We start from the raw sequence: 21,025 nt of genomic DNA, 5'->3' as shown, positions 1-21,025 counted from the left end.
AAGAAAAGGCCGCGTTTCCACGGCCCCGGTCATTTAACGACAGGTAGATTCTCCTGCGGAATAGGTCCCTCCGGCTGTGCCGTCCCGCCGGGCTGTTCTGGAACCTGCTCTTCCGGCACCACCAGCGGGAAAAACGGGTCGTACTTACCGGATTCGCCCGGCACCCTCTCCCGCGTTTCAGGCGGGTTCAAAGAATAAAGCACCAGCGTGATATCCGCTTCCACACTGCCGGGAACTTCTTCTTTTTCCGCCGCTTCGATTTTCACGGCCCGGACTTCTCCGGGGTTGGCCAGGCGCTCAATCTTTTCCACCGCTGCGAGAACTGCCGGGAACGTACCGGAGAGTTTCACCTTTACAGGCAGAGCCCGCAGGTGGTTCCTGTAGAAAGCCTCCACCCTCTTTTCGGGCTCGAAGTACAGCAGTTGAGCTCCCGGACTGCGGGCCGCGTCTTCTACGTCCTTCAGCGTGATCCCGGTCTCCGCGTCCCGCCAGAGCTTTGTTTTTGCCGTTTCCCAGCGGAATCGCACCTCCTCCAACCGTTCCTTTTCGGCCGGGAGCGAAGCGGCTTCGGCCCGCGCGGCCCGCAGGTTGTCCCGCGCATTTGAGAGATCTTTTCTTGCCTCCGAAGCGGTCTTCACACCGTGCCACAGCAGGGCGGCGCTCAGTGCAACCACCAAAACGGTAGCCAGAGCGACCATCAGCTTCTTCTCCCTGTCCTGCCTGGCCGACCACCAGGCGGCCAGCCTCTCCTTAACGTTTTTCAGCACCAGTTTCGCCCCCTTTAACCCGGGCCGTCATCTCGAACCGGTACGCGCCTGCTTTCTCGTCGTACTCCACCTTCAGCGACTCCACCCTTTCACACCACGGCAGGGCAGTCAGGTTGTCCCTGAAGAGGCCCACTGAAGCGGCGTCCAGCGAGAAGCCTTCCAGCCGCATCCGGGACGGCTCCGGGGGCAGTTCGAGTTCCCGGATCTGCCCAGCGGCGGGTTTTGGCTGTCCGTTCTGTTTCAGTGCTTCCTCCGGGTTTTCCCCGTCCGTGTTCACTGCGGGATCCTTCTGTACCTTTCTGGGTGCGGAACTCTCGTCCTTTTCGGGGGTTAGCTCCAGCCCCGTCAGCCACACTTTTGAAGGTGCGGCGTACCGCACATCACTCAGGATCGGAGCCAGCGGGACGGGGTCAAACGACTCCACTATGCCAGTCCAATCTTCCAGCTTCTTTCTCTCGGCGCGGATTTCCCTGACCTCGGCCACCTTCGGAGCCAGCGCGGCAGCCTCCCGCTCCAGGGAGCGCGCCTGAACCCCGCAGGCCAGGGCGTATGCGTAGGGCGCCGCCAGGGCGAAAAATAACCCTGCGGCAACAGTCCACGCTTTGATCCCCGGAAATACTGACGCACCCTCCGGGATACGCCGCGCTTTCCGCATTTTCTTCGGCAGGAAGTCCAGTTTCGGTTCCGCGAAGGGCCACAGGGCCAAACCCAGGGCGGTAGCGAACCGGGCATCTTCGACTTCCCCGGAGGGACCGAACCTGACAACGGCCACCTCCCCTGCACCGTACTGAGATTGGTAATAGCCCAGGGTGCGCCGGACCTCAAACTCCAGGTTTTCCCCGGTGATCTCCCGCGCGAACTCCAGCCTGTCCCGCCCGCAGGCGACCCTGGCCCCCGAGGGAGAGACTTCCACCGCCGCGAGCGATCTTTCTTCCTGTCCGGCCAGGAACTTCGCCGCCCGCCACAGGGCGCAGACCCTGAGATCTGTCGCCAGCAGCCTCGCCCCGGCGTCCCTCAGCGGGACTGCCTTCTCCTTCACCAGAGTCTCCGGTGCGGCGGCCGCCAGCACCTCGTACTGGCCGCCCGGGAACTGTCCCAGGACGGCGAACCGGACGATCGACCCCTCCGGCGCGTCGGTAAACTGCCACCTGACGGCGTCGGGTATACCGCTTTGACCGATGTCTCCTGGCAGCCGCAGGGTTTTAACCATCACGTCCTCCCCTGCCAACCCCACCACAACCGGAACCTCTGGCGCGTCCAGATTTTCCAGTAAGGCCAGTGCCGTGTCTGCAGGATTGGGCCGGGGTTCAGCCTCCGCCTTCCTAACTACTTCCGGTCCCGCGGGACTGTTCTTGACCAGGACGGCCCTGCCGGTCTCCAGATCCAGTCCGGCGCAGTGGAAATCGCCGCGTTTCCTCGAAAACCGCAACATCTTTCCCAGCATCAAAAAACTCCCCCCGTTAGACTTCGCTCCTCGACACCACCTTCGCCGTGTGAACCGGCGCGGCCAGCGCACCGAAATCCACTTTGTCGTTCTGTTCCAGGGTCACGTCGCCCCGGACGTCCCCGCCGTTGACCGTACCCGCTACCAGGGCACCGTACTTCAGTGACCAGTAGGCGTTGCCGCCGCCCGTGTTCCCCCAGCCCGCGTCGCCGCCCGCCGCCGCCAGGGCCACGGAAGTGCCGCTGGCGTTTTTGAGTACGATATCGTCGGCGGCCATGAATACTAACTTCTCGGCCAGGAGAGAACCGGTTACGAAAATGTCGTCCGCGGTTACGATAGACGCCCGGGCGTTTGTCGCTCCGCCCGGTATGTAGGCGTCGCCCTCTACGAAATATATCCCTTCGAGGTTCGCCAGTTCAGACGATGTAAAAGTTTTACTGGACGGGAAGTAGTGCTGCTTACCTGTTGCCTGTTCCGTCGCCTGTGCGATGCTTCGGGCCAAACCGATCAGCGAATTGAGGTCCCCTATGTCCGGGAACGCCACCGGCGGTTCCCAGTTCGCCACGGCTTTCCCCGTCGCGGCCAGCGGGTGTACATACCCCGTGGCGTAGGCGTCACCCTGGATGGACTTCACCTTCTGGACGTAGATGCTCCCGTCGGCGTAGACCGTCCTCTTTTCGCCGGACAGGCCGATTGCCGCACTGCCCTGCACGCCGAGACTGCCGTTAACCAACACGTCCGACTTGACAAGGGATGAACCGCTGAACTCGAGAGGATACTGTTTCAGTTGCTTTATCCCCCCACCGTAAGCAGCTACCAGGGGAACCAGGCCGGTTTCAATTACCGCCCGCACGGTTTTCCTGATCTTCCCGCAGCGGCCCGTGGACGTGACCACAGCCATCTGCTTCCCGCCCTGCGCGGTATGTTCGATAGTGACCTCTTCCACCTCCGAAGACTCATCAACCGGCCCCTCGGCCACGCTCCCATTGGACCACATCGGGTCGGCCATGAGAAAGACCTTGACCCTTTCAATTCCCGTGTCCGCCGCGCAGCGGGCCTGGGCCAGCATTCTATCTCCCGCCGCCATCTTCGACGCCTGGGCCGAGAGCAGGACCGCCGCCAGGCCAGCGAAAAGCAGTCCGATTGCTATGACCAGCGCCACGGGGATAACGAAGCCCCGGTCGTCGGTCAGCCTGTATAGACCCAAACGCACGTCCTCACCTCACCCCCTTTTTTGCCCGCAAACTCCGCCGTCACCAGGACGCCGCCTTCACGGCTCCCGGCGCCGAAGTCTGCTTTCGTAATGCCGCGAGCCACAATGCGTCGAGAACCTCCTTCCTCGCGGGTAAGTTCGTCCCCGTCCAGGGTGTAAGTTACCGCTGTTCCGTTGACCGTCAGGACCAGCCTGCCCAGAGCGGCATCGTCCACGTCCTCCGCTCGCCGCAGGTCGCGGGACACCCACATGACCGCAGTCCGGAGTTCAGTCGTCTCGTTGAAACTCTCCCTGCCCTTCGCCGCAAAACCCCATACGCGCCAGGAAAGTTCCAGGGCGGCTATGAGTACCAGAAATATCAGGCCGGCGGCCGCCACGGTCTCCACCAGCGTGAGACCGCGGGAGTCCCTGAAGAGATTCTTAAAACGCGACACTAGAAGTCCACCGTCCTTTCGAAAACCAGCTCCTGCACCCCCATTCTGTCACTGCTGCCCCGTGCAGGATAAGCAACCCGCACCGTGACCCGCTTAGTGTAAGGGTTCAGCTCTTCCACGGTCACAGACCGCCTGAATCCCGGGCAGCCCGGCACATCAGCCTCCGGCTCGGAAGCCACCTGGTCAAACGGCAGGGACTTCAGTTCTTCGGCCTTCTCCTGGGCCAGAAAGACGGCCCGGAAACCTTCCTCCGAAGCCTGCTGGTCCTGGAGAGAACGGACTATCAAGCCGCCCAGGAGGAACGCTGCGACAGCTAAAACGGCCGCCGCAATTACCACCGACGCCAGGGTGAAGCCCCGTTCGTCGCTAATCTTCCGCAGAAGCCGCAACCCTCATCGCCTCCTCCGGTGTGGTCAGCCCCGCCAGAACCTTTTTCCTCGCTTCCTCCCCCAGGAGGACCATTCCCTCCGAGACGGCCAGCGTCTTTACCTCGTCAGCCGAAGCACCTTTCCTGACCAGTTCCCTGATGCCCCTCGTGACGGCCATCACTTCGGTCACAGCCGTCCGCCCGCGGTAGCCCGTGTGGCCGCACCAGGGACAGCCTTTCCCCCGACGAAGAGAAACCCTTTCACCATTTAAAAATCCCCAGGCGGGGGAATCAGACGAGGGAACGTATTCTTCAGCACACTTCGGGCAGACCAGGCGCACCAGCCGCTGGGCGGCGACACATAAAAGGCACGACGCCGCCAGGTACGGCTCCACGCCCATGTCGACCAGCCGCACCGGGGCCGAAGCCGCGTCGTTCGTGTGCAGCGTCGAAAGCACCAAATGGCCCGTCATGGCCGCCTGCACGGCGATTTTCGCCGTCTCCGGGTCGCGGATCTCGCCCACCATGATCACGTCCGGGTCCTGTCTGAGTATCGCCCGGAGAGCGCTGGCGAACGTCAGCCCCGCCTTCGGGTTCACTGCCACCTGCCTGACACTGGGAAGCTCGTACTCCGGTGGATCCTCCACCGTGATTACGTTGATCTCGCGGGAAACGACCTCCGACAGCGCGGCGTAGAGCGTCGTGGTCTTGCCGGAACCTGTAGGGCCGGTCAGAAGGACCAGACCGTAGGGCATCTTCACGGCCCTCCGCAGTTTTTCCAGGTTTTCTCCGGAGTACCCCAGAGCGTCGAGCTTCGGGACGGTCCTCGTGCGGTCCAGTATGCGCAGGACGACGGCTTCTCCCGCCACGGTCGGCAGGGTCGAAACCCGCAGGTCCACCTCGCGGGGCCTCTTCAGCCTGATCCTCCCGTCCTGGGGGAGCCGCTTCTCGGCGATGTCCATACCCGCCATGACCTTGATCCTGGAAACCAGGGGCGCGTGCATCTTCCTCGGCACTTCCATCACGTCCCGCAGGGTACCGTCTACCCTGTACCTGACTACCGTCCGGCTTTTCTCCGGCTCTATGTGCACATCGCTGGCCCCCTCGGCCAAAGCCCCCGCGATGACGTCCTCCGCTAGTTTCGCCGCCGGGCCTTCCGCGGCATCGTCCCCTTCCTCCGGCACCTCTTCTCCCGGAAATTCCCCGACATCGGTCGTCCCGTACCACCGCCGTACAGCGCGGTCTATTTCCTCCTGCGTCGCCACTTCCGGTACGACCTCCAGCCCCGTGGCGTACCGGAATTCGTCCGCCGCCCGCACGTCCAGCGGGTCCGCTACGGCTACGTAGAGCTTCCCGTTTTCAACGCGGAGGGGGAAGACCCGGTGCCGCAGGACGAGACTCTCGGGTATATCCCGGGAAGGAGGTCTCTCCCAGAACCCTTCCGGGGCGCGGGACAGGCCGAGCTGCTCGGAAAGTGCTTCAGCCAGGTCGTCCGGGGTCAGGACGTTGAGGGAAACCAGCGCCTCCCCGAGGCGCTTCCCCGTTGCTTTCTGGACTTCCAGGGCCTTCTCTACATCGGACGGTTTCGCGAGTCCCCGGTTGACGAGAAGTTCGCCGAGGCGGGCGGGCTGGTTCAAGACCATTTCCACAACAAGCACCCCCTCCCAAAAGCGGCGCGGGGCGGATCCCGCCGCCCCGCTACTTCACTGTTTGATACATCGAGAATATAGGCAGGAAAAGCGACAGCATGACTAGCAGCACCAGACCCCCGACGAAGACCACCATCCCCGCCTCGACGAGCGGGGGGAGTTTTTGCACCAGTAAATCCACCTCCGTCTCGAACAGCGACGCCGACTGGTCGAGCATCTCGGAAAGCCTGCCGGAATTCTCCCCCACGGCGGCCATCTTCACGCCCGTCGCGGGGAACCACCTCGACCGGGAGAGCGCGTCGGCCAGAGGTTTCCCCTCGCGCACCGCTTCAGCGGCGTCCTCCAGCTCCTTCCGGAACGACGAGAAAGATGCCACGCCCCGAGCGACCTCTATCGCCCGCACCAGCGGCACGCCGACCTTTGTCATCAGGGAGAGCGACCTGCAGACGCGCGCCGCCGCGGCCCGGGAGACGATCTTCCCCAAAACCGGCAACCTAACGAAAACTGCTTCCAGCCGGGAACGGACGCCCTCCTTCTGCCACAAAACCCGGAACAGCGGGACGCCGACCAGGGACGCACCGACCAGGAACAGGGCTATCAGCCCCGTGTGCGCCGAGACGTTCATCATGACCCTGGTCAGGGCAGGCAGCGGCACGTCGGCGCTCTGTAAAAGCGCCGCGAATTTCGGAACGACGAAGGTGAAGAGCCCAACCGCCACGAGGAGAGCGAAGCACGCGACCACCGTTGGGTAGGCCATGGCCTGGCGGAGTTTCTCCTTGAACCGCGCTTCCCTCTCGAAGTGGGCGGCTAAAGAGAACAGTGCCTCTTCCAGCGCGCCGGACTCTTCGGCTGCCGCTACAGTGTGGGAGAACACCGCCGGAAAAACGCGCGGGAAACCCCGAAACGCCGCCACCAGGGGGAAACCCTCCCTGACGTTGTCCGCCACTCGGAAGAGGGCTTTCTTCAGGGAGTTCTTCTCCGTCTGGGAAGCTACGGTCTCCAGGGCTTCGAGAGTGGTCACGCCCGCCGAGATCAGGGCATGAAACCGCCGGCAGAACAGCTCCAGGTCGCGCGGCCCCACGCGGTCCCAGAACTTAAACGCCTCCAGGGAAAACTCCCTTCCCGCCGGGGCCACGCGGGTTATGAGCGTCCTGTCTTCGCCGAGCCTCTTTCTGACCTGTTTTGCCGCTTCCACTGCGTTCCCGGACTCGACCACGAGCGTCCTGGAAGTTCCGGAAACGTAAGCCGTCACGCGGTAGAGCATGAAAACCACCTCACTTGAAAAAGAAAAAGCGGCAGCCCCAGAAAGAGACCGCCGCTTTTCTGCAACCGTTAATAAGCCGAAGTCGTCGTAGCAGTCAGCGTTACGTCAGGTGCCCCGCTCTGGACCGGCGAAGAGGTTAATTTTCCCTATACAAGGTTATACATTAGTTGACTAAATATAACCCTGTACCAAGGTACTCATTGTGCAGATGGCATTGCCACCAACGGCTACCTCCTCGACCGGGTTCCCGGCTTGAACAACAAGCGCTCGGGAATTTCCCGAAACGTAGACTTTCACGATCATTCGACACAAGATGCCTCCTCGCTTGTTTACTGCCCTGTTTTCTCAAACCACCCTCTATACGAACGCCCATCGAGATGTAATATCCCCTCATCTGTATTTCTTTTGTATTCTGTACCACTATGCGATGGTTCTGCCAGATAACGTCTCCCTATGTAATCCGTTGGTTGACGGAAGCAGTATAAATAGTTGTTTGATGCACTATGCCACATATCTGTATATTGAAAGTAATCGTAACCATAAAGCAATACTCCCCACCATGCGTACATTTGTTTTTTCAAAGATTCTGCCGAGGAAAATTCTTTGTGTCCCGCCGTTTCCGTCGAAAGGACATACACCCGTATATCTACTTTTTTCTTGGTTTCAATGTCTCTAATATCTTTGTATTTCCTGTATTCATCTTTACCATCAGTAAAAACCCCATTTTTGACGAGAAAACTCTCGGCACACCAGCCGTCGCCGTCCTGCCAGCATGCCATATTTGCCAGATCCACTGGTTCCCAGGCGTTCCAGATCACCCTCATTCCCTTGGAATGAATGTAACGCCCCACCGCATTCCTCAACTCGTCACCAACACCGTAATCGTTCCCCGCTTCGTCGCAAAATACGCCTCTGCACCCCATTTCGAAATACGAGTCCACTCTTGCCTTTATTTCTTCCAAACTTAGTTCTTTTGTCTCTCCCGTAAAGCCAGCACGTCCCAGAGGGACATAACCGTAAAAGTCTGTCTTCCCGCGGAGCCTTTCAATGATTTGAACCGTTTTCCGGTAATCAGGATGCGTTCTTTCCCAGACAGCCATCACAACAACCCTGAAATTCTCAAAGACCTTCGCGGCCCGGTCAACATCTCCCCCGCAACCATTCACATAAGACGGGTAGCCATAATAAACAGCCCAATGCCTGTCACAGGCATTCAGTCCCTGATTCTCTTCCTCAGGAGCAAAAACCAGCACTGCCCCTACCGCCGCGTCCCACTCCACCCTGAACCCGAACGCTTCCGCCACGAACTTGGCAGGCAGGTAGGTACTACCGTCCCTGATCACCGGAGCTGTGTCCATCTGCACGGGGTCTCTGTTGACAAGTAGGGTCTTACTCCCAATAACCATCTCCACGGTGACACCCTGCAAGATCAGAGTCACGGCCTTCATTTTCCCATCCCAGAGGACATTACTCTCCGGCACGCCCAGGGCGTAAGCCAGGTACCGTATCGGCACGAAAGTTCGTCCATTTTCGATGAACGGAACGGCGTCCATCGCCCGCATACAGCCGTCTGCCTCGTATGACGCTCTGCCGATCACGAAGCGGGCTTTGTATTTCGGCTCCGCTGAAGCAGGGACAAGAGAGAAAGACATCAACAGAACAGACAGGAGGACGGCCAAAACCACCGTAATTGCCCTGTTTCCTGACAATACATCACCTTTCAATACCAGCACCTCCAAATTGCTCAAAGTTTCGACTTTTCGAGCGACAAAAGAAAAGCCGGGCACTCTTTCCTAACGATGCCCGGCTTTTCCGCCGTCTCTATAGCTTGTAATATGTTCCCCAGATTACCCATTCGAGCGCGAGGCTTCCTCATATCCCTGTTCGGCAAGCCAATCGGTAGTACCTTTTTCGGGCGAGGTATGATCGCATACATAAACGTCGTCATTGCCGCCAAGAGCTTTATCGGCTCCGTAAGACACAATAGCGTAACCTGTAATATTGTTGCCTTCCTTCTTGATATAGTAAACATACGGCTGACCCCACGGATCTGTTATTCCGCCCCATCGGATACCCTTGTCGTTAAGCACAGTTGCGATGTTGCTTTCGTCCGGGTAAGAACCCTGACCTCCACTTACGTCTGCCGCCCACGCTTCGATTACGCTCCGCATGGAAGCCAGGTCGCCCATCGCCCGACTCACGCGCGCGTTATTCGTGTACCCCAGCAGCTTGGGCAACAGGACGGCGGCTAGGATGGCGATGATCGCCACGACCACCAGAAGTTCAATCAGAGTGAAACCACCCTGATTGCGTGAAACTTTACGGATCTTTTCTGCCAGGCTGAACATAGGTGAAAAACCACTCCTCTCGAAGATTCTCGGTATCTTCCCCGCGTCTCCGGACTTAGCATCTCTTCCCCCCTTCCTGCCGGAAAGACTGGGCGCAGGGAAAAACCCCTGAAAAACAAAAAAGCCGGGCGCCCCTGAAAAGGGTGCCCAGCGCCGTTTGACGCCGGAGCTACCGGCGCGGCTTCTCGTCGACGGGTTTCTTCTGCACTTGTCTTTCGTCACCGCCTCGGCCTTTTTCGCCGGGAGCAGGTGGACCACCAGCACCTCCCCGTCGGTGGTGGCCCTCACCTGCCTGTTCTCAATCAATTTTCTCTATTCCCTCCTCCCATCCAAAAAATTGGGTTCTCAAAAGAGAAATAGCCGGACACTTTTCCTGAAATGCCCGGCTTTTCGCTCCATTAACCTGACATATTAGTTAACCAACCCGACTACTTCGATTGCGAAAATTCTTGGTATCCTTGTTCGTTAAGCCAATTAGTATCGCCTTTCTCGGGCGAGGTGTGCTCGTTTACATAAACGTCATCGCCACCGCCCAAGGTCTTATCAGGTCCGTGAGATACAATAGCGTAACCGATGATGTTATTATTGTTGTCTGTTTTAACATAGTAAACATACGGCTGACCCCACGGATCCGCTATCCCACCATTGTCAGCACCCCACCGGATACCCTTGTCGTTAAGCACCACGCTAATCCTCTTGCTTTCATCCGGTGCACCGTCTCCATCCGGGTAAGAACCCTGACCTTCATTCGCCGCCCACGCTTCGATTACGCTCCGCATAGACGCCAGGTCGCCCATCGCCCGGCTCACGCGGGCATTGTTGGTGTAACCTAAGAGTTTGGGCAGTAATACTGCCGCCAGGATGGCGATGATCGCCACGACCACCAGAAGTTCAATTAAAGTAAATCCTCCCTGGTTGCGAGAAACTTTGCGGATTCTTTTCGCTAGCTTGAGCATGGTGAAAAACATACCTCCTTTGCGAGATTTGTCCTTAACCCTTCTCCCGCGCCCGCCGGATCGAAACCGCTTTCCTCCTTTCCCCGGGAAATTGGGTACAGGAAAAGGCCCTCAAAAAAATAAAAAGCCGGGTACCCCGGAAAAAGGAGCACCCGGCCCACGGAAAAACTAACTGACCACCGGATCTTTCGGCGATTTCGTTTGTCCCCGGGTTGTGGAAGCCCGTGACGGCATAACCCGGCTTTTCCGTCTGCCCCGGACGGCCAGACCATATGCGGGCAGAACGTAAACCTTCAGGCCCCGCAGAATTCCGGGTCCAGGCCGGCTTTCACCAGTTCTTCCAGAAGGGTGTCCAGCTTTCTCAGCAGACCCAGGGACCAGGCTTCGCAGTCAACATCGACGGCCCACATTTCGGACTCGACGGTGGCGTAGGTATTACTGAAGAGGCGGCGCACTGTCACTTTCGGAACAGCCCCGCCCGGCGCTCCCAGGGCGTCCGACTAGGCGTAGACTACAGCGTCCGGGGTGTAAGCCGATTTGACCATGCTGGCCGGAGAAGGGCGGGGAAAGAAAATCAGGTTAATGGCAAAATACCTAAAGGATACCAAATAACTGACAGTACCATAGATTTAAATTTTGGTGGCTTGTTTAAATTACTGAAACATCACCAATAGCTTTGGCACTATAATGAAAAAAGAGTTTATTTGGCTGATGGTTTTCTTTTTTTCTCATGATTTCTAAGTTTTTTCTTTCCTCAGACAACATATCTAAAAGTATCATAGACGCGAGTACTTTCACTAATTTGCGTTGACTTCCTTCTTCCATTAAAATACTTGTAACTGAACCTTTGTTTTCAAGAATTGCCATCATGCACGCCTCCTTATATACATCGTGGAACGAAAAATGAAACCCTTAGTGTGCCAAAAAGTTCATTCCCGGACAGTCGGTAACGAAGCTCTTCAAGTGGGCGTTTTCTGCTTCGATCTGCCTGTACAGGGCTTCGTATTGCTTTTTCCGATCATCGTGGACTTAAAAATAAAAAAGCCGGGCACCTCCGGAAAGGAGTGCCCGGCCCACGGAAAACTACCTGCCCACCGGCCTGACCACCGGAACCTTCGGCGCCGGTTTGGGTACCGGCACAGGATATTTCAACAGCTCAATTTTGGTGACCTTCAGAACCGGCCCGCGCATGTAGAAATTCGGTCCCCTGAAAACCTGGCCCGTCACCCGCACCAGCTTGCCCTCGTAAGCCTTGAAGTCGAACGGACCCGTCAGGATGTATGTCCGGTCGTACTGTACCGGAGGCTTCACTCCTGACCCGGGTAGAGGCGGCATGTACATCGGCCCGGGAACCACCAGTTCGTAGTGCGGCTTCTCGACGGTGGAATACACCACCTTCCCGACTGCGGTTACAGTTCCTTCGCCGGACGGCGGCACCTGACCGATAGACCCGGCAAACGCCGGTACCGCCAGGGCAACCACCGCGAAGGCGGCCAGCACCAGCAAAGCTACGACTTTGCGCATACCTGTTTTCCCCCCTTTCATCTTGGACTCAAAAAATAAAAAAAACCGGGCACCCCCGGAAAAAGGGCACCCAGCTACATGTTAGTGTTTATATTCAGCTTTTGGCTTAAAAGCAGGGCGGGATGATTGCCCGTTTTTCCCAGGCTTTTTCGCTTCTTTGTCTGCCCTGTATTTGTTGCCCGGGATCAGGTGCACTTCCAGCGCCTGCTTATCGGTGGTAGCCCTGACTTTAACCATCATCCCCTGCTTGATTTCTGTTGTCCCTTTCAGCGTTCCCTCCCCTTTGATAAGCGTCTGCGGGGTGATGGTGAAAGTTTCGGTAACATTGCCGTTTTTGCCGCCTTTCACTACAGTGAATGTGTCGCCGTAGACGGCGGTCACCACACCTGCAAATTCGATCTTGGACTTGTTGAGCTGGTTCTGTTCCCTGATTCTCTGGTGAACCAGCACCGCCAGTTCCTTAAGCTGTTCCAGGTTCAGCCCGTTAACCATTGTCACCAGGTCCGCTGGCAGGTTGTGGTATACGCTGTCAGTCACGGTTACCTGGTCTTGTGGTTGGGGCTGAACCTGTACCTGGGTCTCCTCCGCCAGTGCGGGGAAGGCCAGTGCCAATACCAGGCACAGTGTGAGGATAACGCACACGAGTTTCCTGTTCCGGATCGCTTTCAAGATCGCTGCCTCCTTTAACTTTGATTCTTTTCTGAAATGTTGTTTCCGCTTGACCCTTGCTTCCCCAGTAACCACCTCCTTATCTAAGACAGCCGGCCACCGGGGAAAATTTGCTTTCCTTTCCCCAGCAGCCGGGCTGCCGTAGCGGGTCAACCGCTTTAGGCCCCTTGGCTTTGCGCCCCCGGCTTTCGCCGGGTTTGCCTTTGGTGGGGATTCCTCCTAAGTTCATAGTACGGCATGTCTTCCTTTTTTGAGGGGGCTTCTGAAAGGTCCGGTTAAACCGGGATTTTCACCAATTAATCGTTTGCTTTTATCCGGAGGGATTGGGCACAGGAAAAAAGTCCCCCAAAAATAAAAAAGCCGGGCACCCTGGAAAAAGGAGCACCCGGCCCTCGAAAAGACTTACCTGCCGACCGGTTCAGTGCTGGCTATTTTGTCACGCTCACGGTCTGCGCTGCCGGATCCCAGCCCATCCTGTACCCGAACACTTCGGCTACATAGCGCGCGGGGAGGTAGGTACGGCCCCCGCGGACCAGCGGGGCTACGTCCATCTGCTTGGGCTGATCGTTGACATTTATGGCCTTATTCCCTACCACGAGCTTTACGGTTACGTTGTCTTTGACCAGTGTCACCGTTTGGGTCGCCCCGTCCCATTTGATTTCCGCGCCCAGGGCGTCTCCCAAATAACGGACGGGCACATAAGTCCGGCCGTTTTCGGTGAACGCCTCTGCGTCCATATCGAACACCCGGTCGCCAACACGATAGGTCTTCTGCCCGACCACAAACTTAACAGGTGGGACTACCATCTCATCGGACTGCCGTCCCTCTTCCTGCTTTTCCTCTTCCGGTTGCTGTTCCGGGGTTTCAGCTTCCTGCTGTTTCCGGTACTCCATGCGGAGCAGCCCGTCCTGGGTCGCCGCGAGCACCACCACGGAGTCCCCGACAGGGACACTCTCGATGTCGAGTATTTCGCCGTAAGCGTCAAATCCTACCCACCTGGCACAATCCCCGGGTTTATAGGATAATCTTCCTATCTCAATATTTTTCATTGATACTTTAAAAAGCTTACTCAATCTGCCATTTTTAAAATTTATCTTGGGTGGTCTAACCCACCTGTTCGCCCCCTGCTTACCCTATCATGTCTCCCGGGGTCAATGCCCTTACATTCCTTCGTTCAGCATAATGGGGGCGGGTGGGGCACCGTTACTCAGAAGCAGGGTCATGCCCTAACGGAGGTTTTTTCGGTTTCCCCCACCCAAGATTTTTGCCTCATGATGATTCCTTTACGCCGTCGGGCTTGTGGATATGTGGGCAACGCTTTAGCGTTGTCCAAGCGAGTGTGGACCCTGTGGACAGGCGGAAGATAAACCATGCCTAAACCTCCAGGCTCCTCTTAAGTGGCAGGAGGCCTCCCGCAAGTCCATACGAGCGGCATATCCACAAGCCTTCTAGGCCGCCAGTTGCTGCCGGCGGTAGCTACCCAAAACCTTCTCCGGGTCGTACAGGCGTTTTTCTTTAGCTAAGGTGAACATTACCCGGAGGAGTTTGCAGGCGATCACTACCAGGGCCTGCTTGCTTTTCAGCGGGTTTTGCGGCCGGGTCACCAGGTAACGGTAGAGCGCTTTAAACTGAGGGTTTTTGGCCACCAGGACCAGGGCAGCCTGGTAGAGGATGCTCCGCAACCCCGCCCGGCCCCGCTTGGAGATCTTTGTAACCCCTTTTTTGGAATCCCCGGATTGGTTGATAGTCAGGTTGTAACCGGCCAGTTTGCGGATCTGGCGCCAGTCTTCGTACCGGGTGAAATCCCCCACTTCCCCTAAGAAGCTGGCGGCAGTGACGACTCCGATCCCGGGGATGCTCAAAAGGTACTCGGCTAAGCCGGTTTTGGCCAGGGCCTTTTCCATGGCCGCTTCGGTTTGGAGCAATTGCTTTTGCCAGAAGAAGATTTCTTCCAGGCACTGGGTCAGGCGCAGACGGGCAGCATCTAAACCTTCCGGCACGCCGATGGATTCATTGGCGGCAGCCAGTAAAAGAACGGCCCGTTTTTGACCCACTTTCCCGCCGCTGGCTGCCTTAAGTTCAGCGGTCAGCTCTTCTGTCGTGAGCTGTTTTAGGTCGGCCGGGAAGGGCCGGTGGGTCAGGATGTACAGGGAGGCTTTCCCTAGAAGGTTCTTAAAAACCTGCGGATATTCGGGAAAGCGCTCGTCCAGGATCGCCACCAGGTTGTTCTGGGCGGCGTTTAGTTTGGCCTTTTGCTGGTGGCGGTTTTGGGTGTACCCCCGGAGTTCCGCCCAGATCCCTTTGGGTAGATAGCAGTGGAAAAAGCGTCCTTCCCAGGTTAAAGTGGCGATGATCAGGGCGTCTTTCCGGTCGTTTTTGGTGGGCGAGTTATCGTCGAGTTCTTTTTGCTTTTTGACGTGGTAAGGATTGACGATAACTACTGGGATGCCGGCATTGACCAGGTAGCTGGCCAGGGGTTTCCAGTAATGGCCGGAAGGCTCCATGGCCACGACGATGTTTTGCGCGCCGATTTGTTCTTTGACCCGGTGCATTCTACCCAGTAGACGGGAAAAGCCGTTTATGCTATTCTGAAAAGAGAAGGCGCTGCCCACTTCGATGCCTGTTGACCCGTCCAGCGTGCGGGCCCAGTGGGTCCTTTTGGCGATGTCGACGCCCACGATGAGGGTGTGGACGCTACGAATTTCTTTTAGGTTTTTGTTTCGTTTCGTCATTAACCTCGACCTCCGGTACTTTTGGTGTTTGCTCTAACCTTGTTGTACCAGGAGGTCTTTTTGTTGATCAACCCCTTTGATAAGGATTACAGGAATGCTCAGAAAATGAAATGGGGAGGATTTTTTATGACCAAAGCTGAAAAGCAAAAACTATGGGAAACCCGGGTTGCCGAATATCGTGCCAGCGGCCAGAGTGCTAAAGCATGGTGCGCCGCCCATAACGTAACCCCCCGGCAGCTATGGTACTGGCTCCGGAAGTTTAAGGAATCTTCCCCCGCCGGGTCAACACGGTGGCTGCCGGTTGAATTAAGCAAGCAATCACCTTCGGACCAGGGTGACTCCCTGCTGCTCAAAATAGGTCAGGCCTGCATCGAGGTAAAACCCGGTTTTGATCCAGCCTTGCTTTCTCAAGTAGTCCGGGTTCTGGTATCGTTATGCTGAACGAATTGGGTATCGACCGGGTTTACCTCGCCTGCGGCGCCACCGATTTGCGCAAGTCCATCGACGGGCTGGCCGTGCTGGTCAAAGAGGGGTTCGAACTGGACCCCTTCTCCTCCTGTCTTTTCGTCTTCTGTAATCGGCAGCGGGATAAAATTAAAATTCTCCACTGGGATCACAATGGGTTCTGGCTCTATTACCGCCGGCTGGAGAAGGGCAAATTCCCCTGGCCGGCGGATACCGGCTCGCCAACTTTGGCCATTAGCCGCCGGGAGTTGCGCTGGTTGCTCGATGGTCTCCCCTTAAAACAACCCCATGCCCATCCCGAGGTAAAAGCACGTACCATCTTGTAATGGCAGAAATATTTTCAGTTCCCGGTTGATTTTGGAGGGATTTTAACGCCATTCGTCGAATTACCAGGTCATGAATACTGCAAAGAATATCGCCACCATGACTATCGAAGAACTGCGGGAGCGCTGTGTGCAACTGGAACAGCAAAACGCTGAACTGAGCGCCAGGCTGAACTGGTTGATGGAGCAGCTTCGCTTGAGCAAACGCCGGCAATTTGGCGTTTCCAGCGAACGGACCGCTTCTGGCTACCAGCAGCTTTCGCTTTTTAATGAGGCGGAAGTGGAAGCCCAGCCGGCTTCACCCGAACCGGCTGTCGAAACCATCACCTACCAGCGCCGCAAACAGCGTGGCCGCCGGGAGATGGTGCTCGATAACCTGCCGGTGGAAACGGTTGAGTACCGCCTGCCGGAAGAAGAGCGGGTCTGTTCGTGCTGCGGTGGTCCTTTACATGAAATGAGCACCGAAGTACGACAGGAACTGCAGATCATCCCGGCCCAGGTAAAAGTGGTCAAGCATGTGCGTTACGTTTATTCCTGCCGCCATTGCGAGCGCAACGAGCTAACCACCCCCATTGTTACCGCTCCCATGCCGGCTCCTGTATTTCCCGGAAGTATGGTTTCCCCCTCGCTTATGGCTTACATCATGAACCAGAAATACGGGGAAGGTCTGCCGCTGTACCGCCAGGAGCAGCAGTTTGCCCACCTGGGGGTGGAGCTGTCCCGGCAGACGCTTGCCAACTGGGTGCTGTACGGGGCGAACAACTGGTTGGCCCTGATCTACGATCGCCTGCATGAACACCTGCTTGAGCGGGATATCCTGCATGCCGATGAGACAACCCTGCAGGTCCTCCGCGAGCCGGGCCGGGCTGCTGAAACCCAATCGTATCTCTGGCTTTACCGCACCGGGCGGGACGGTCCTCCCATTGTTCTCTACGACTACCAGACCACCCGGGCCAGCAAACACCCCCGGCGGTTTCTGGCGGGCTTTAGAGGCTATTTGCACGTTGACGGCTACGCCGGCTACAATGAGCTGCCGGAGGTCACCCTGGTGGGCTGCTGGGCCCATGCTCGGCGCAAGTTCGATGAAGCGCTAAAGGCCCTGCCCGATGATAAACGTGCGGCAGCCGTAGCTGCCAGGGAAGGGCTGGAGTTTTGCAACCAACTTTTTGCCATTGAGCGCGACTTGAAAGATGCAACGCCCCAGGAGCGTTATCAAGCCCGCCAGGTGCGCAGCCGCCCCGTGCTGGATGCCTTTGGGGCATGGCTTAAAACCCAGAAAACACAGGTGCTGCCCAAAAGTTCCTTTGGTCAGGCAGTTAACTATTGCCTGAGCCAGTGGGATAAACTGGTTGCCTTTTTGCAGGATGGGCGCCTGGAACTGGATAACAACCGGAGTGAGCGGTCAATCAAACCCTTTGTCATTGGCCGCAAGAACTGGTTGTTTGCCAATACTCCGCGGGGTGCCCGGGCCAGCGCCATTACTTACAGCATCATAGAAACGGCAAAGGAGAATGGGTTGAATCCTTTCCAATACCTCAGCTATCTTTTTGAAAGACTTCCCAACCTGGACCCCACAGACGGTAACGCCCTGGATCAGTTACTCCCCTGGTCCGATTCGTTACCCCCTGCCTGCAGGGCCAGTAAATAAGCTGGATTTTGTCCCCACCTGATTGCAAGGTGGGGTTTATTTTACGCTTACGAAGGTCTGCCGCTGTACCGCCAGGAGCAGCAGTTTGCCCACCTGGGGGTGGAGCTGTCCCGGCAGACGCTTGCCAACTGGGTGCTGTACGGGGCGAACAACTGGTTGGCCCTGATCTACGATCGCCTGCATGAACACCTGCTTGAGCGGGATATCCTGCATGCCGATGAGACAACCCTGCAGGTCCTCCGCGAGCCGGGCCGGGCTGCTGAAACCCAATCGTACCTCTGGCTCTACCGCACCGGGCGGGACGGTCCTCCCATTATTCTCTACGACTACCAGACCACCCGGGCCAGCAAGCACCCCCGCCGGTTCCTGGCAGGTTTTAAAGGCTACTTGCACGTTGACGGTTACGCCGGCTACAACGAACTGCCGGATGTCACCCTGGTGGGCTGCTGGGCCCATGCCCGGCGCAAGTTTGATGAAGCGTTAAAGGCCCTGCCGGAAGATAAACGCAATAAAGCAGTGGCCGCCCAGGTGGGGCTGGAATTTTGTAACCAACTTTTTGCCATTGAGCGCGACTTGAAAGATGCAACGCCCCAGGAGCGTTATCAGGCCCGCCAGGTGCGCAGCCGCCCCGTGCTGGATGCTTTTCGGGCATGGCTTAAAACCCAGAAAACACAGGTACTGCCCAAAAGTTCCTTTGGTCAGGCAGTTAACTATTGCCTGAGCCAGTGGGATAAACTCATTGCCTTTTTGCAGGATGGACGCCTGGAACTGGATAACAACCGGAGTGAGCGGTCGATCAAACCCTTTGTCATTGGCCGCAAGAACTGGTTGTTTGCCAATACTCCGCGGGGTGCCCGGGCCAGCGCTATTACTTACAGCATCATAGAAACGGCAAAGGAGAATGGGTTGAATCCTTTCCAGTACCTCAGTTATCTTTTTGAAAAACTTCCCAACCTGGACCCTAAAGACAGTAACGCCCTGGATCAGTTGCTCCCCTGGTCCAATTCATTACCCCCTGTCTGCAGGGCTAATAAATAAGCCAGATTATGTCCCCACCTGATTGCAAGGTGGGGTTTATTTTACGCTTACGAGTAATCCACTGGTCAGAAGCATACGGTGAGACCGGCAATTTCGGTTTCACTATTGCATACCTGAAGAGGCTGGCAATTCAGCCCCAGTGAAGCATTACATTGCTCACAGTAAGCGCAGGCGTCTGCGGGGACTGTGCCCGTGCCTAATGCACAGTAAGGGCGCTACTAGTGAAATTTCTATGCAGAAATTCGAACCCCTTTAAATGGTACATGTTCCTTGATTTGTTACCTTAGTAATCCATTAAGATCATTAAAAAGTTGCTCAAAATGAGCTAACGCATCACCTAGCCCGGGAAGTTCATTCCTCAAACGTTGACCATGTTCAACTAAATAAGCTGCTGGAGTATAGCGATCAAACTCAGGAAAGTCAGGTGGTAATGTCCTAAATCGGTTAAATTGCTGGGATATTACCGGCATTACGGCGTCACGGATAATTTCTGGAAACTACAGGAATTTTTTTATCATACCAAGCGTGCTATGTTCAAGTGGTTAAACCGGAGAAGCCAAAGGAAGAGCCTTAACGGTGAGAAATTCGAGAAATTCCTGAACAAGTTTCCTCTACCGGAGCCGAAAAATATGTCAACATCATGGACGTTCGGCTACCTTCAGGGTACATTTCGGTAATGCTTCGGTGAGGAGCCGTATGCGTTAATTGCGCAAGTACGGTTCTGTGAGGGGGGTGTGCTGCGAGGTATACCTCTACTCGACCAACACCTTTTTTTTCTTACCGGCCGTTTCGTTTAAATTCATTCCTCCGGATCTCTCAGCCGGGCTTTTGATAGATAATGGCGTTTTGAAATTTTTTCAGCCGGAACACCGGGGTAATCCGGCTCATGGACTCGGAATGGCCCAAAAAAATGAACCCACCAGGCAAAAGTGCCCGGTAAAACTCCAGGGCCACCTCCCGCCGGGCGACATCGTCGAAATAAATCAACACGTTCCGGCAAAATATGGCGTCGTAGCCGGAGAGTTTTCGCATCTCGTTCTTGTCAAGCAGGTTCACCTGTAGAAAGCTGACCTTTTGTTTTATCTCCGGCACCACTTCCCAGCCCGCCGGAGTCTTCAAGAAATACCTCTCCTTATAGGTGTGGGGCACATCCTTAACTGCCCTGTCCCCGTATACACCGTGGCGGGCAAACTCCAGCACCCCGGTGTTGATATCACTGGCGTCCACCAGGAAACCATAAGGCAGCCCTTCCAGCATTTCGTTCAGAATGATCGCCAAGGTGTAGGGTTCTTCTCCTGTCGAGCAACCCGCCGACCACACCTTCACCAGGCTATGCCCTGCCACTTTCTTGCGCTCGAGTATTTCCGGCAGCGCCTCTTCGGCAAAACACTTCAACTGGTAGTATTCACGGAAAAAATAGGTCTCGTTCACCGTCAGGGAGTTGATCAGCTCTTGAAACTCCCCGCCGTCAGGCTCGAACCTAAGGTAGTAAAAGTACCGGCGAAACTCGGAGATCCCTAGCCAGGCCATTCTCTCGGAAACTTTACGCTCCACATAGTAAAGCTTATTTTCCTCAAACTTTATGCCCGTCTTCCGGTAGATGTATTCGGACAGGGTCCTGAATTCCTCTCGATTCATTACTCCGTTATCTCTCCTATTCCAGCCTCCTACGCGCCGCATCCACGGCAAACCTCACGTAAGGGTCGGGAAATCGCCTGGCAACCGCCTCCAGCAGTACTACATCCTCCCCGGAACCTACCTCGGATAAGCACTCCACGGCGAGACTCGCCACGTTAGGGTCGGTCTCCACTTCCAGCACGTGGCGAATGAGCCCTCTCAAGCGCAGGTCCTTCATCTCCTTAAGCGCGTTCAGCGCGAAGATCCTGAGATCCGGCTTCTCCCATTTTAAAAGCGCGGCTACCCTATCGAAGGCCCTGGCCCCCAGAAGCTGAAGCGCCTCTATCGCCTCGTTTCTCAGGTAGGCGTCTTCGACGGAAAGAAAGGATATCAGCTCGTCCACCGCCTCGTCGTTGCCCACCCTCGCAAGGGCGGTTATCGCCGCGTCCACCGCCGCCCGGTCGGTCTCCGAAAGAGCCAGCATGGAAAGCCCTTTCACGTCTTTCTCCGAAACCATCCTTTTGATTGCCGAAAAAAGGTCCTTCTCCATGAAGAAAAGCACCCCTT

The 21,025-nt window shown here is 56.6% G+C and carries 22 protein-coding genes and 1 riboswitch; of the genes, 4 read left to right on the top strand and 18 right to left on the bottom strand.

The genetic code is table 11. From position 1 onward, the window contains the following. Positions 1 to 29: 29 nt before the first annotated feature. The 16 genes from G7K71_RS14360 to G7K71_RS14285 all read right to left on the bottom strand — a co-directional run bounded on the left by G7K71_RS14360 (position 30) and on the right by G7K71_RS14285 (position 15,367). Positions 30 to 767: a type 4a pilus biogenesis protein PilO gene (locus G7K71_RS14360; protein ID WP_166347700.1), complete on the bottom strand. Its 738-nt coding sequence runs from the start codon at positions 765 to 767 to the stop codon at positions 30 to 32. Further along, positions 751 to 2,211: a hypothetical protein gene (locus G7K71_RS14355; protein ID WP_166347697.1), complete on the bottom strand. Its 1,461-nt coding sequence runs from the start codon at positions 2,209 to 2,211 to the stop codon at positions 751 to 753. Before G7K71_RS14355 ends, G7K71_RS14360 begins: the two co-directional genes overlap by 17 nt. A 16-nt stretch (positions 2,212 to 2,227) precedes the next feature. Next, entirely contained in the window at positions 2,228 to 3,424 is a 1,197-nt protein-coding gene (locus G7K71_RS14350; protein WP_166347694.1) for a hypothetical protein, read from the bottom strand. Further along, a complete protein-coding gene (locus G7K71_RS14345; RefSeq protein WP_166347691.1) occupies positions 3,400 to 3,858 on the bottom strand; it encodes a hypothetical protein in 459 nt (152 codons plus the stop codon). The genes G7K71_RS14350 and G7K71_RS14345 overlap by 25 nt, the downstream gene beginning before the upstream one ends. Beyond that, entirely contained in the window at positions 3,858 to 4,247 is a 390-nt protein-coding gene (locus G7K71_RS14340; protein WP_166347688.1) for a hypothetical protein, read from the bottom strand. The genes G7K71_RS14345 and G7K71_RS14340 overlap by 1 nt, the downstream gene beginning before the upstream one ends. Then, entirely contained in the window at positions 4,225 to 5,868 is a 1,644-nt protein-coding gene (locus tag G7K71_RS14335; protein ID WP_166348470.1) for a GspE/PulE family protein, read from the bottom strand. Before G7K71_RS14335 ends, G7K71_RS14340 begins: the two co-directional genes overlap by 23 nt. 55 nt (positions 5,869 to 5,923) lie before the next feature. Further along, entirely contained in the window at positions 5,924 to 7,138 is a 1,215-nt protein-coding gene (locus tag G7K71_RS14330; RefSeq protein WP_166347685.1) for a type II secretion system F family protein, read from the bottom strand. A gap of 329 nt (positions 7,139 to 7,467) precedes the next feature. After that, complete coding sequence (locus G7K71_RS14325) at positions 7,468 to 8,862, bottom strand: copper amine oxidase N-terminal domain-containing protein (RefSeq protein WP_166347682.1); 1,395 nt, start codon at positions 8,860 to 8,862, stop codon at positions 7,468 to 7,470. A 123-nt stretch (positions 8,863 to 8,985) separates the two neighbouring features. Beyond that, the gene (locus tag G7K71_RS19110) at positions 8,986 to 9,792 is read right to left on the bottom strand and encodes a type II secretion system protein (RefSeq protein ID WP_207712920.1); all 807 of its coding nucleotides are present in this window, start codon (positions 9,790 to 9,792) and stop codon (positions 8,986 to 8,988) included. Between the two features lie 122 nt (positions 9,793 to 9,914). Then, positions 9,915 to 10,454 (bottom strand): type II secretion system protein, encoded by a 540-nt coding sequence (locus G7K71_RS14315; protein WP_207712919.1) that lies wholly within the window; start codon positions 10,452 to 10,454, stop codon positions 9,915 to 9,917. Between the two features lie 281 nt (positions 10,455 to 10,735). Further along, on the bottom strand, positions 10,736 to 10,903 hold the full coding sequence (locus G7K71_RS14310) for a hypothetical protein (RefSeq protein ID WP_166347679.1): 168 nt from the start codon (positions 10,901 to 10,903) through the stop codon (positions 10,736 to 10,738). Between the two features lie 187 nt (positions 10,904 to 11,090). After that, positions 11,091 to 11,312 (bottom strand): hypothetical protein, encoded by a 222-nt coding sequence (locus G7K71_RS14305; RefSeq protein ID WP_166347676.1) that lies wholly within the window; start codon positions 11,310 to 11,312, stop codon positions 11,091 to 11,093. 213 nt (positions 11,313 to 11,525) lie between these two features. Further along, positions 11,526 to 11,966: a hypothetical protein gene (locus G7K71_RS14300; protein WP_166347673.1), complete on the bottom strand. Its 441-nt coding sequence runs from the start codon at positions 11,964 to 11,966 to the stop codon at positions 11,526 to 11,528. Between the two features lie 81 nt (positions 11,967 to 12,047). Beyond that, the gene (locus G7K71_RS14295; RefSeq protein ID WP_166347670.1) at positions 12,048 to 12,635 is read right to left on the bottom strand and encodes a hypothetical protein; all 588 of its coding nucleotides are present in this window, start codon (positions 12,633 to 12,635) and stop codon (positions 12,048 to 12,050) included. A 123-nt stretch (positions 12,636 to 12,758) separates the two neighbouring features. Then, positions 12,759 to 12,847: riboswitch (cyclic di-GMP riboswitch) on the bottom strand. A gap of 216 nt (positions 12,848 to 13,063) precedes the next feature. After that, positions 13,064 to 13,708: a copper amine oxidase N-terminal domain-containing protein gene (locus G7K71_RS14290; RefSeq protein ID WP_166347667.1), complete on the bottom strand. Its 645-nt coding sequence runs from the start codon at positions 13,706 to 13,708 to the stop codon at positions 13,064 to 13,066. A gap of 375 nt (positions 13,709 to 14,083) precedes the next feature. Next, on the bottom strand, positions 14,084 to 15,367 hold the full coding sequence (locus G7K71_RS14285; RefSeq protein ID WP_166343398.1) for an IS110 family transposase: 1,284 nt from the start codon (positions 15,365 to 15,367) through the stop codon (positions 14,084 to 14,086). Positions 15,368 to 15,493: 126 nt separating this feature from the next. On the opposite strand from G7K71_RS14285, the gene tnpA reads away from it, so the two are divergent. The 4 genes from tnpA (at position 15,494) to tnpC (G7K71_RS14265) (ending at position 18,841) form a co-directional block, all read left to right on the top strand. Then, positions 15,494 to 15,808 carry an IS66 family insertion sequence element accessory protein TnpA gene (tnpA, locus tag G7K71_RS14280; RefSeq protein WP_166343400.1) on the top strand — a complete coding sequence of 105 codons (315 nt, stop codon included), beginning with the start codon at positions 15,494 to 15,496 and terminating at the stop codon, positions 15,806 to 15,808. Further along, on the top strand, positions 15,802 to 16,158 hold the full coding sequence (tnpB, locus tag G7K71_RS14275; protein WP_166347664.1) for an IS66 family insertion sequence element accessory protein TnpB: 357 nt from the start codon (positions 15,802 to 15,804) through the stop codon (positions 16,156 to 16,158). Before tnpA ends, tnpB begins: the two co-directional genes overlap by 7 nt. Positions 16,159 to 16,228: 70 nt before the next feature. Continuing rightward, a complete protein-coding gene (tnpC, locus tag G7K71_RS14270) occupies positions 16,229 to 17,803 on the top strand; it encodes an IS66 family transposase (protein WP_166347661.1) in 1,575 nt (524 codons plus the stop codon). 18 nt (positions 17,804 to 17,821) lie between these two features. Next, the gene (tnpC, locus tag G7K71_RS14265) at positions 17,822 to 18,841 is read left to right on the top strand and encodes an IS66 family transposase (protein ID WP_279286367.1); all 1,020 of its coding nucleotides are present in this window, start codon (positions 17,822 to 17,824) and stop codon (positions 18,839 to 18,841) included. 816 nt (positions 18,842 to 19,657) lie between these two features. Here the strand turns inward: tnpC (G7K71_RS14265) and G7K71_RS14260 are convergent. Beyond that, positions 19,658 to 20,479: a protein-glutamate O-methyltransferase CheR gene (locus G7K71_RS14260; protein WP_166347658.1), complete on the bottom strand. Its 822-nt coding sequence runs from the start codon at positions 20,477 to 20,479 to the stop codon at positions 19,658 to 19,660. A gap of 16 nt (positions 20,480 to 20,495) precedes the next feature. Then, positions 20,496 to 21,008, bottom strand: coding sequence for a HEAT repeat domain-containing protein (locus G7K71_RS14255; protein WP_166347655.1), 513 nt, complete (start codon positions 21,006 to 21,008; stop codon positions 20,496 to 20,498). Positions 21,009 to 21,025: the final 17 nt, after the last annotated feature.

It is taken from the genome of Desulfofundulus sp. TPOSR (assembly GCF_011393055.1).
In the GTDB taxonomy this organism is placed as follows: domain Bacteria; phylum Bacillota; class Desulfotomaculia; order Desulfotomaculales; family Desulfovirgulaceae; genus Desulfofundulus; species Desulfofundulus kuznetsovii.
Note: the sequence above shows the minus strand (reverse complement) of the source record. Positions and strands in the feature narration are given on the sequence as shown.

Bases quoted from the DNA above. Each gene is read 5' to 3' on its own strand.
- G7K71_RS14285 (WP_166343398.1), bottom strand. From the start codon at position 15,367: ATGACGAAACGAAACAAAAACCTAAAAGAAATTCGTAGCGTCCACACC.
- tnpA (WP_166343400.1), top strand. From the start codon at position 15,494: ATGACCAAAGCTGAAAAGCAAAAACTATGGGAAACCCGGGTTGCCGAA.
- G7K71_RS14315 (WP_207712919.1), bottom strand. From the start codon at position 10,454: ATGTTTTTCACCATGCTCAAGCTAGCGAAAAGAATCCGCAAAGTTTCT.
- G7K71_RS14300 (WP_166347673.1), bottom strand. From the start codon at position 11,966: ATGCGCAAAGTCGTAGCTTTGCTGGTGCTGGCCGCCTTCGCGGTGGTT.
- G7K71_RS14255 (WP_166347655.1), bottom strand. From the start codon at position 21,008: ATGGAGAAGGACCTTTTTTCGGCAATCAAAAGGATGGTTTCGGAGAAA.
- tnpC (WP_166347661.1), top strand. From the start codon at position 16,229: ATGAATACTGCAAAGAATATCGCCACCATGACTATCGAAGAACTGCGG.
- G7K71_RS14335 (WP_166348470.1), bottom strand. From the start codon at position 5,868: ATGGTCTTGAACCAGCCCGCCCGCCTCGGCGAACTTCTCGTCAACCGG.
- G7K71_RS14260 (WP_166347658.1), bottom strand. From the start codon at position 20,479: ATGAATCGAGAGGAATTCAGGACCCTGTCCGAATACATCTACCGGAAG.
- G7K71_RS14305 (WP_166347676.1), bottom strand. From the start codon at position 11,312: ATGATGGCAATTCTTGAAAACAAAGGTTCAGTTACAAGTATTTTAATG.
- G7K71_RS14355 (WP_166347697.1), bottom strand. From the start codon at position 2,211: ATGCTGGGAAAGATGTTGCGGTTTTCGAGGAAACGCGGCGATTTCCAC.
- tnpB (WP_166347664.1), top strand. From the start codon at position 15,802: ATGCTGAACGAATTGGGTATCGACCGGGTTTACCTCGCCTGCGGCGCC.
- G7K71_RS14330 (WP_166347685.1), bottom strand. From the start codon at position 7,138: ATGCTCTACCGCGTGACGGCTTACGTTTCCGGAACTTCCAGGACGCTC.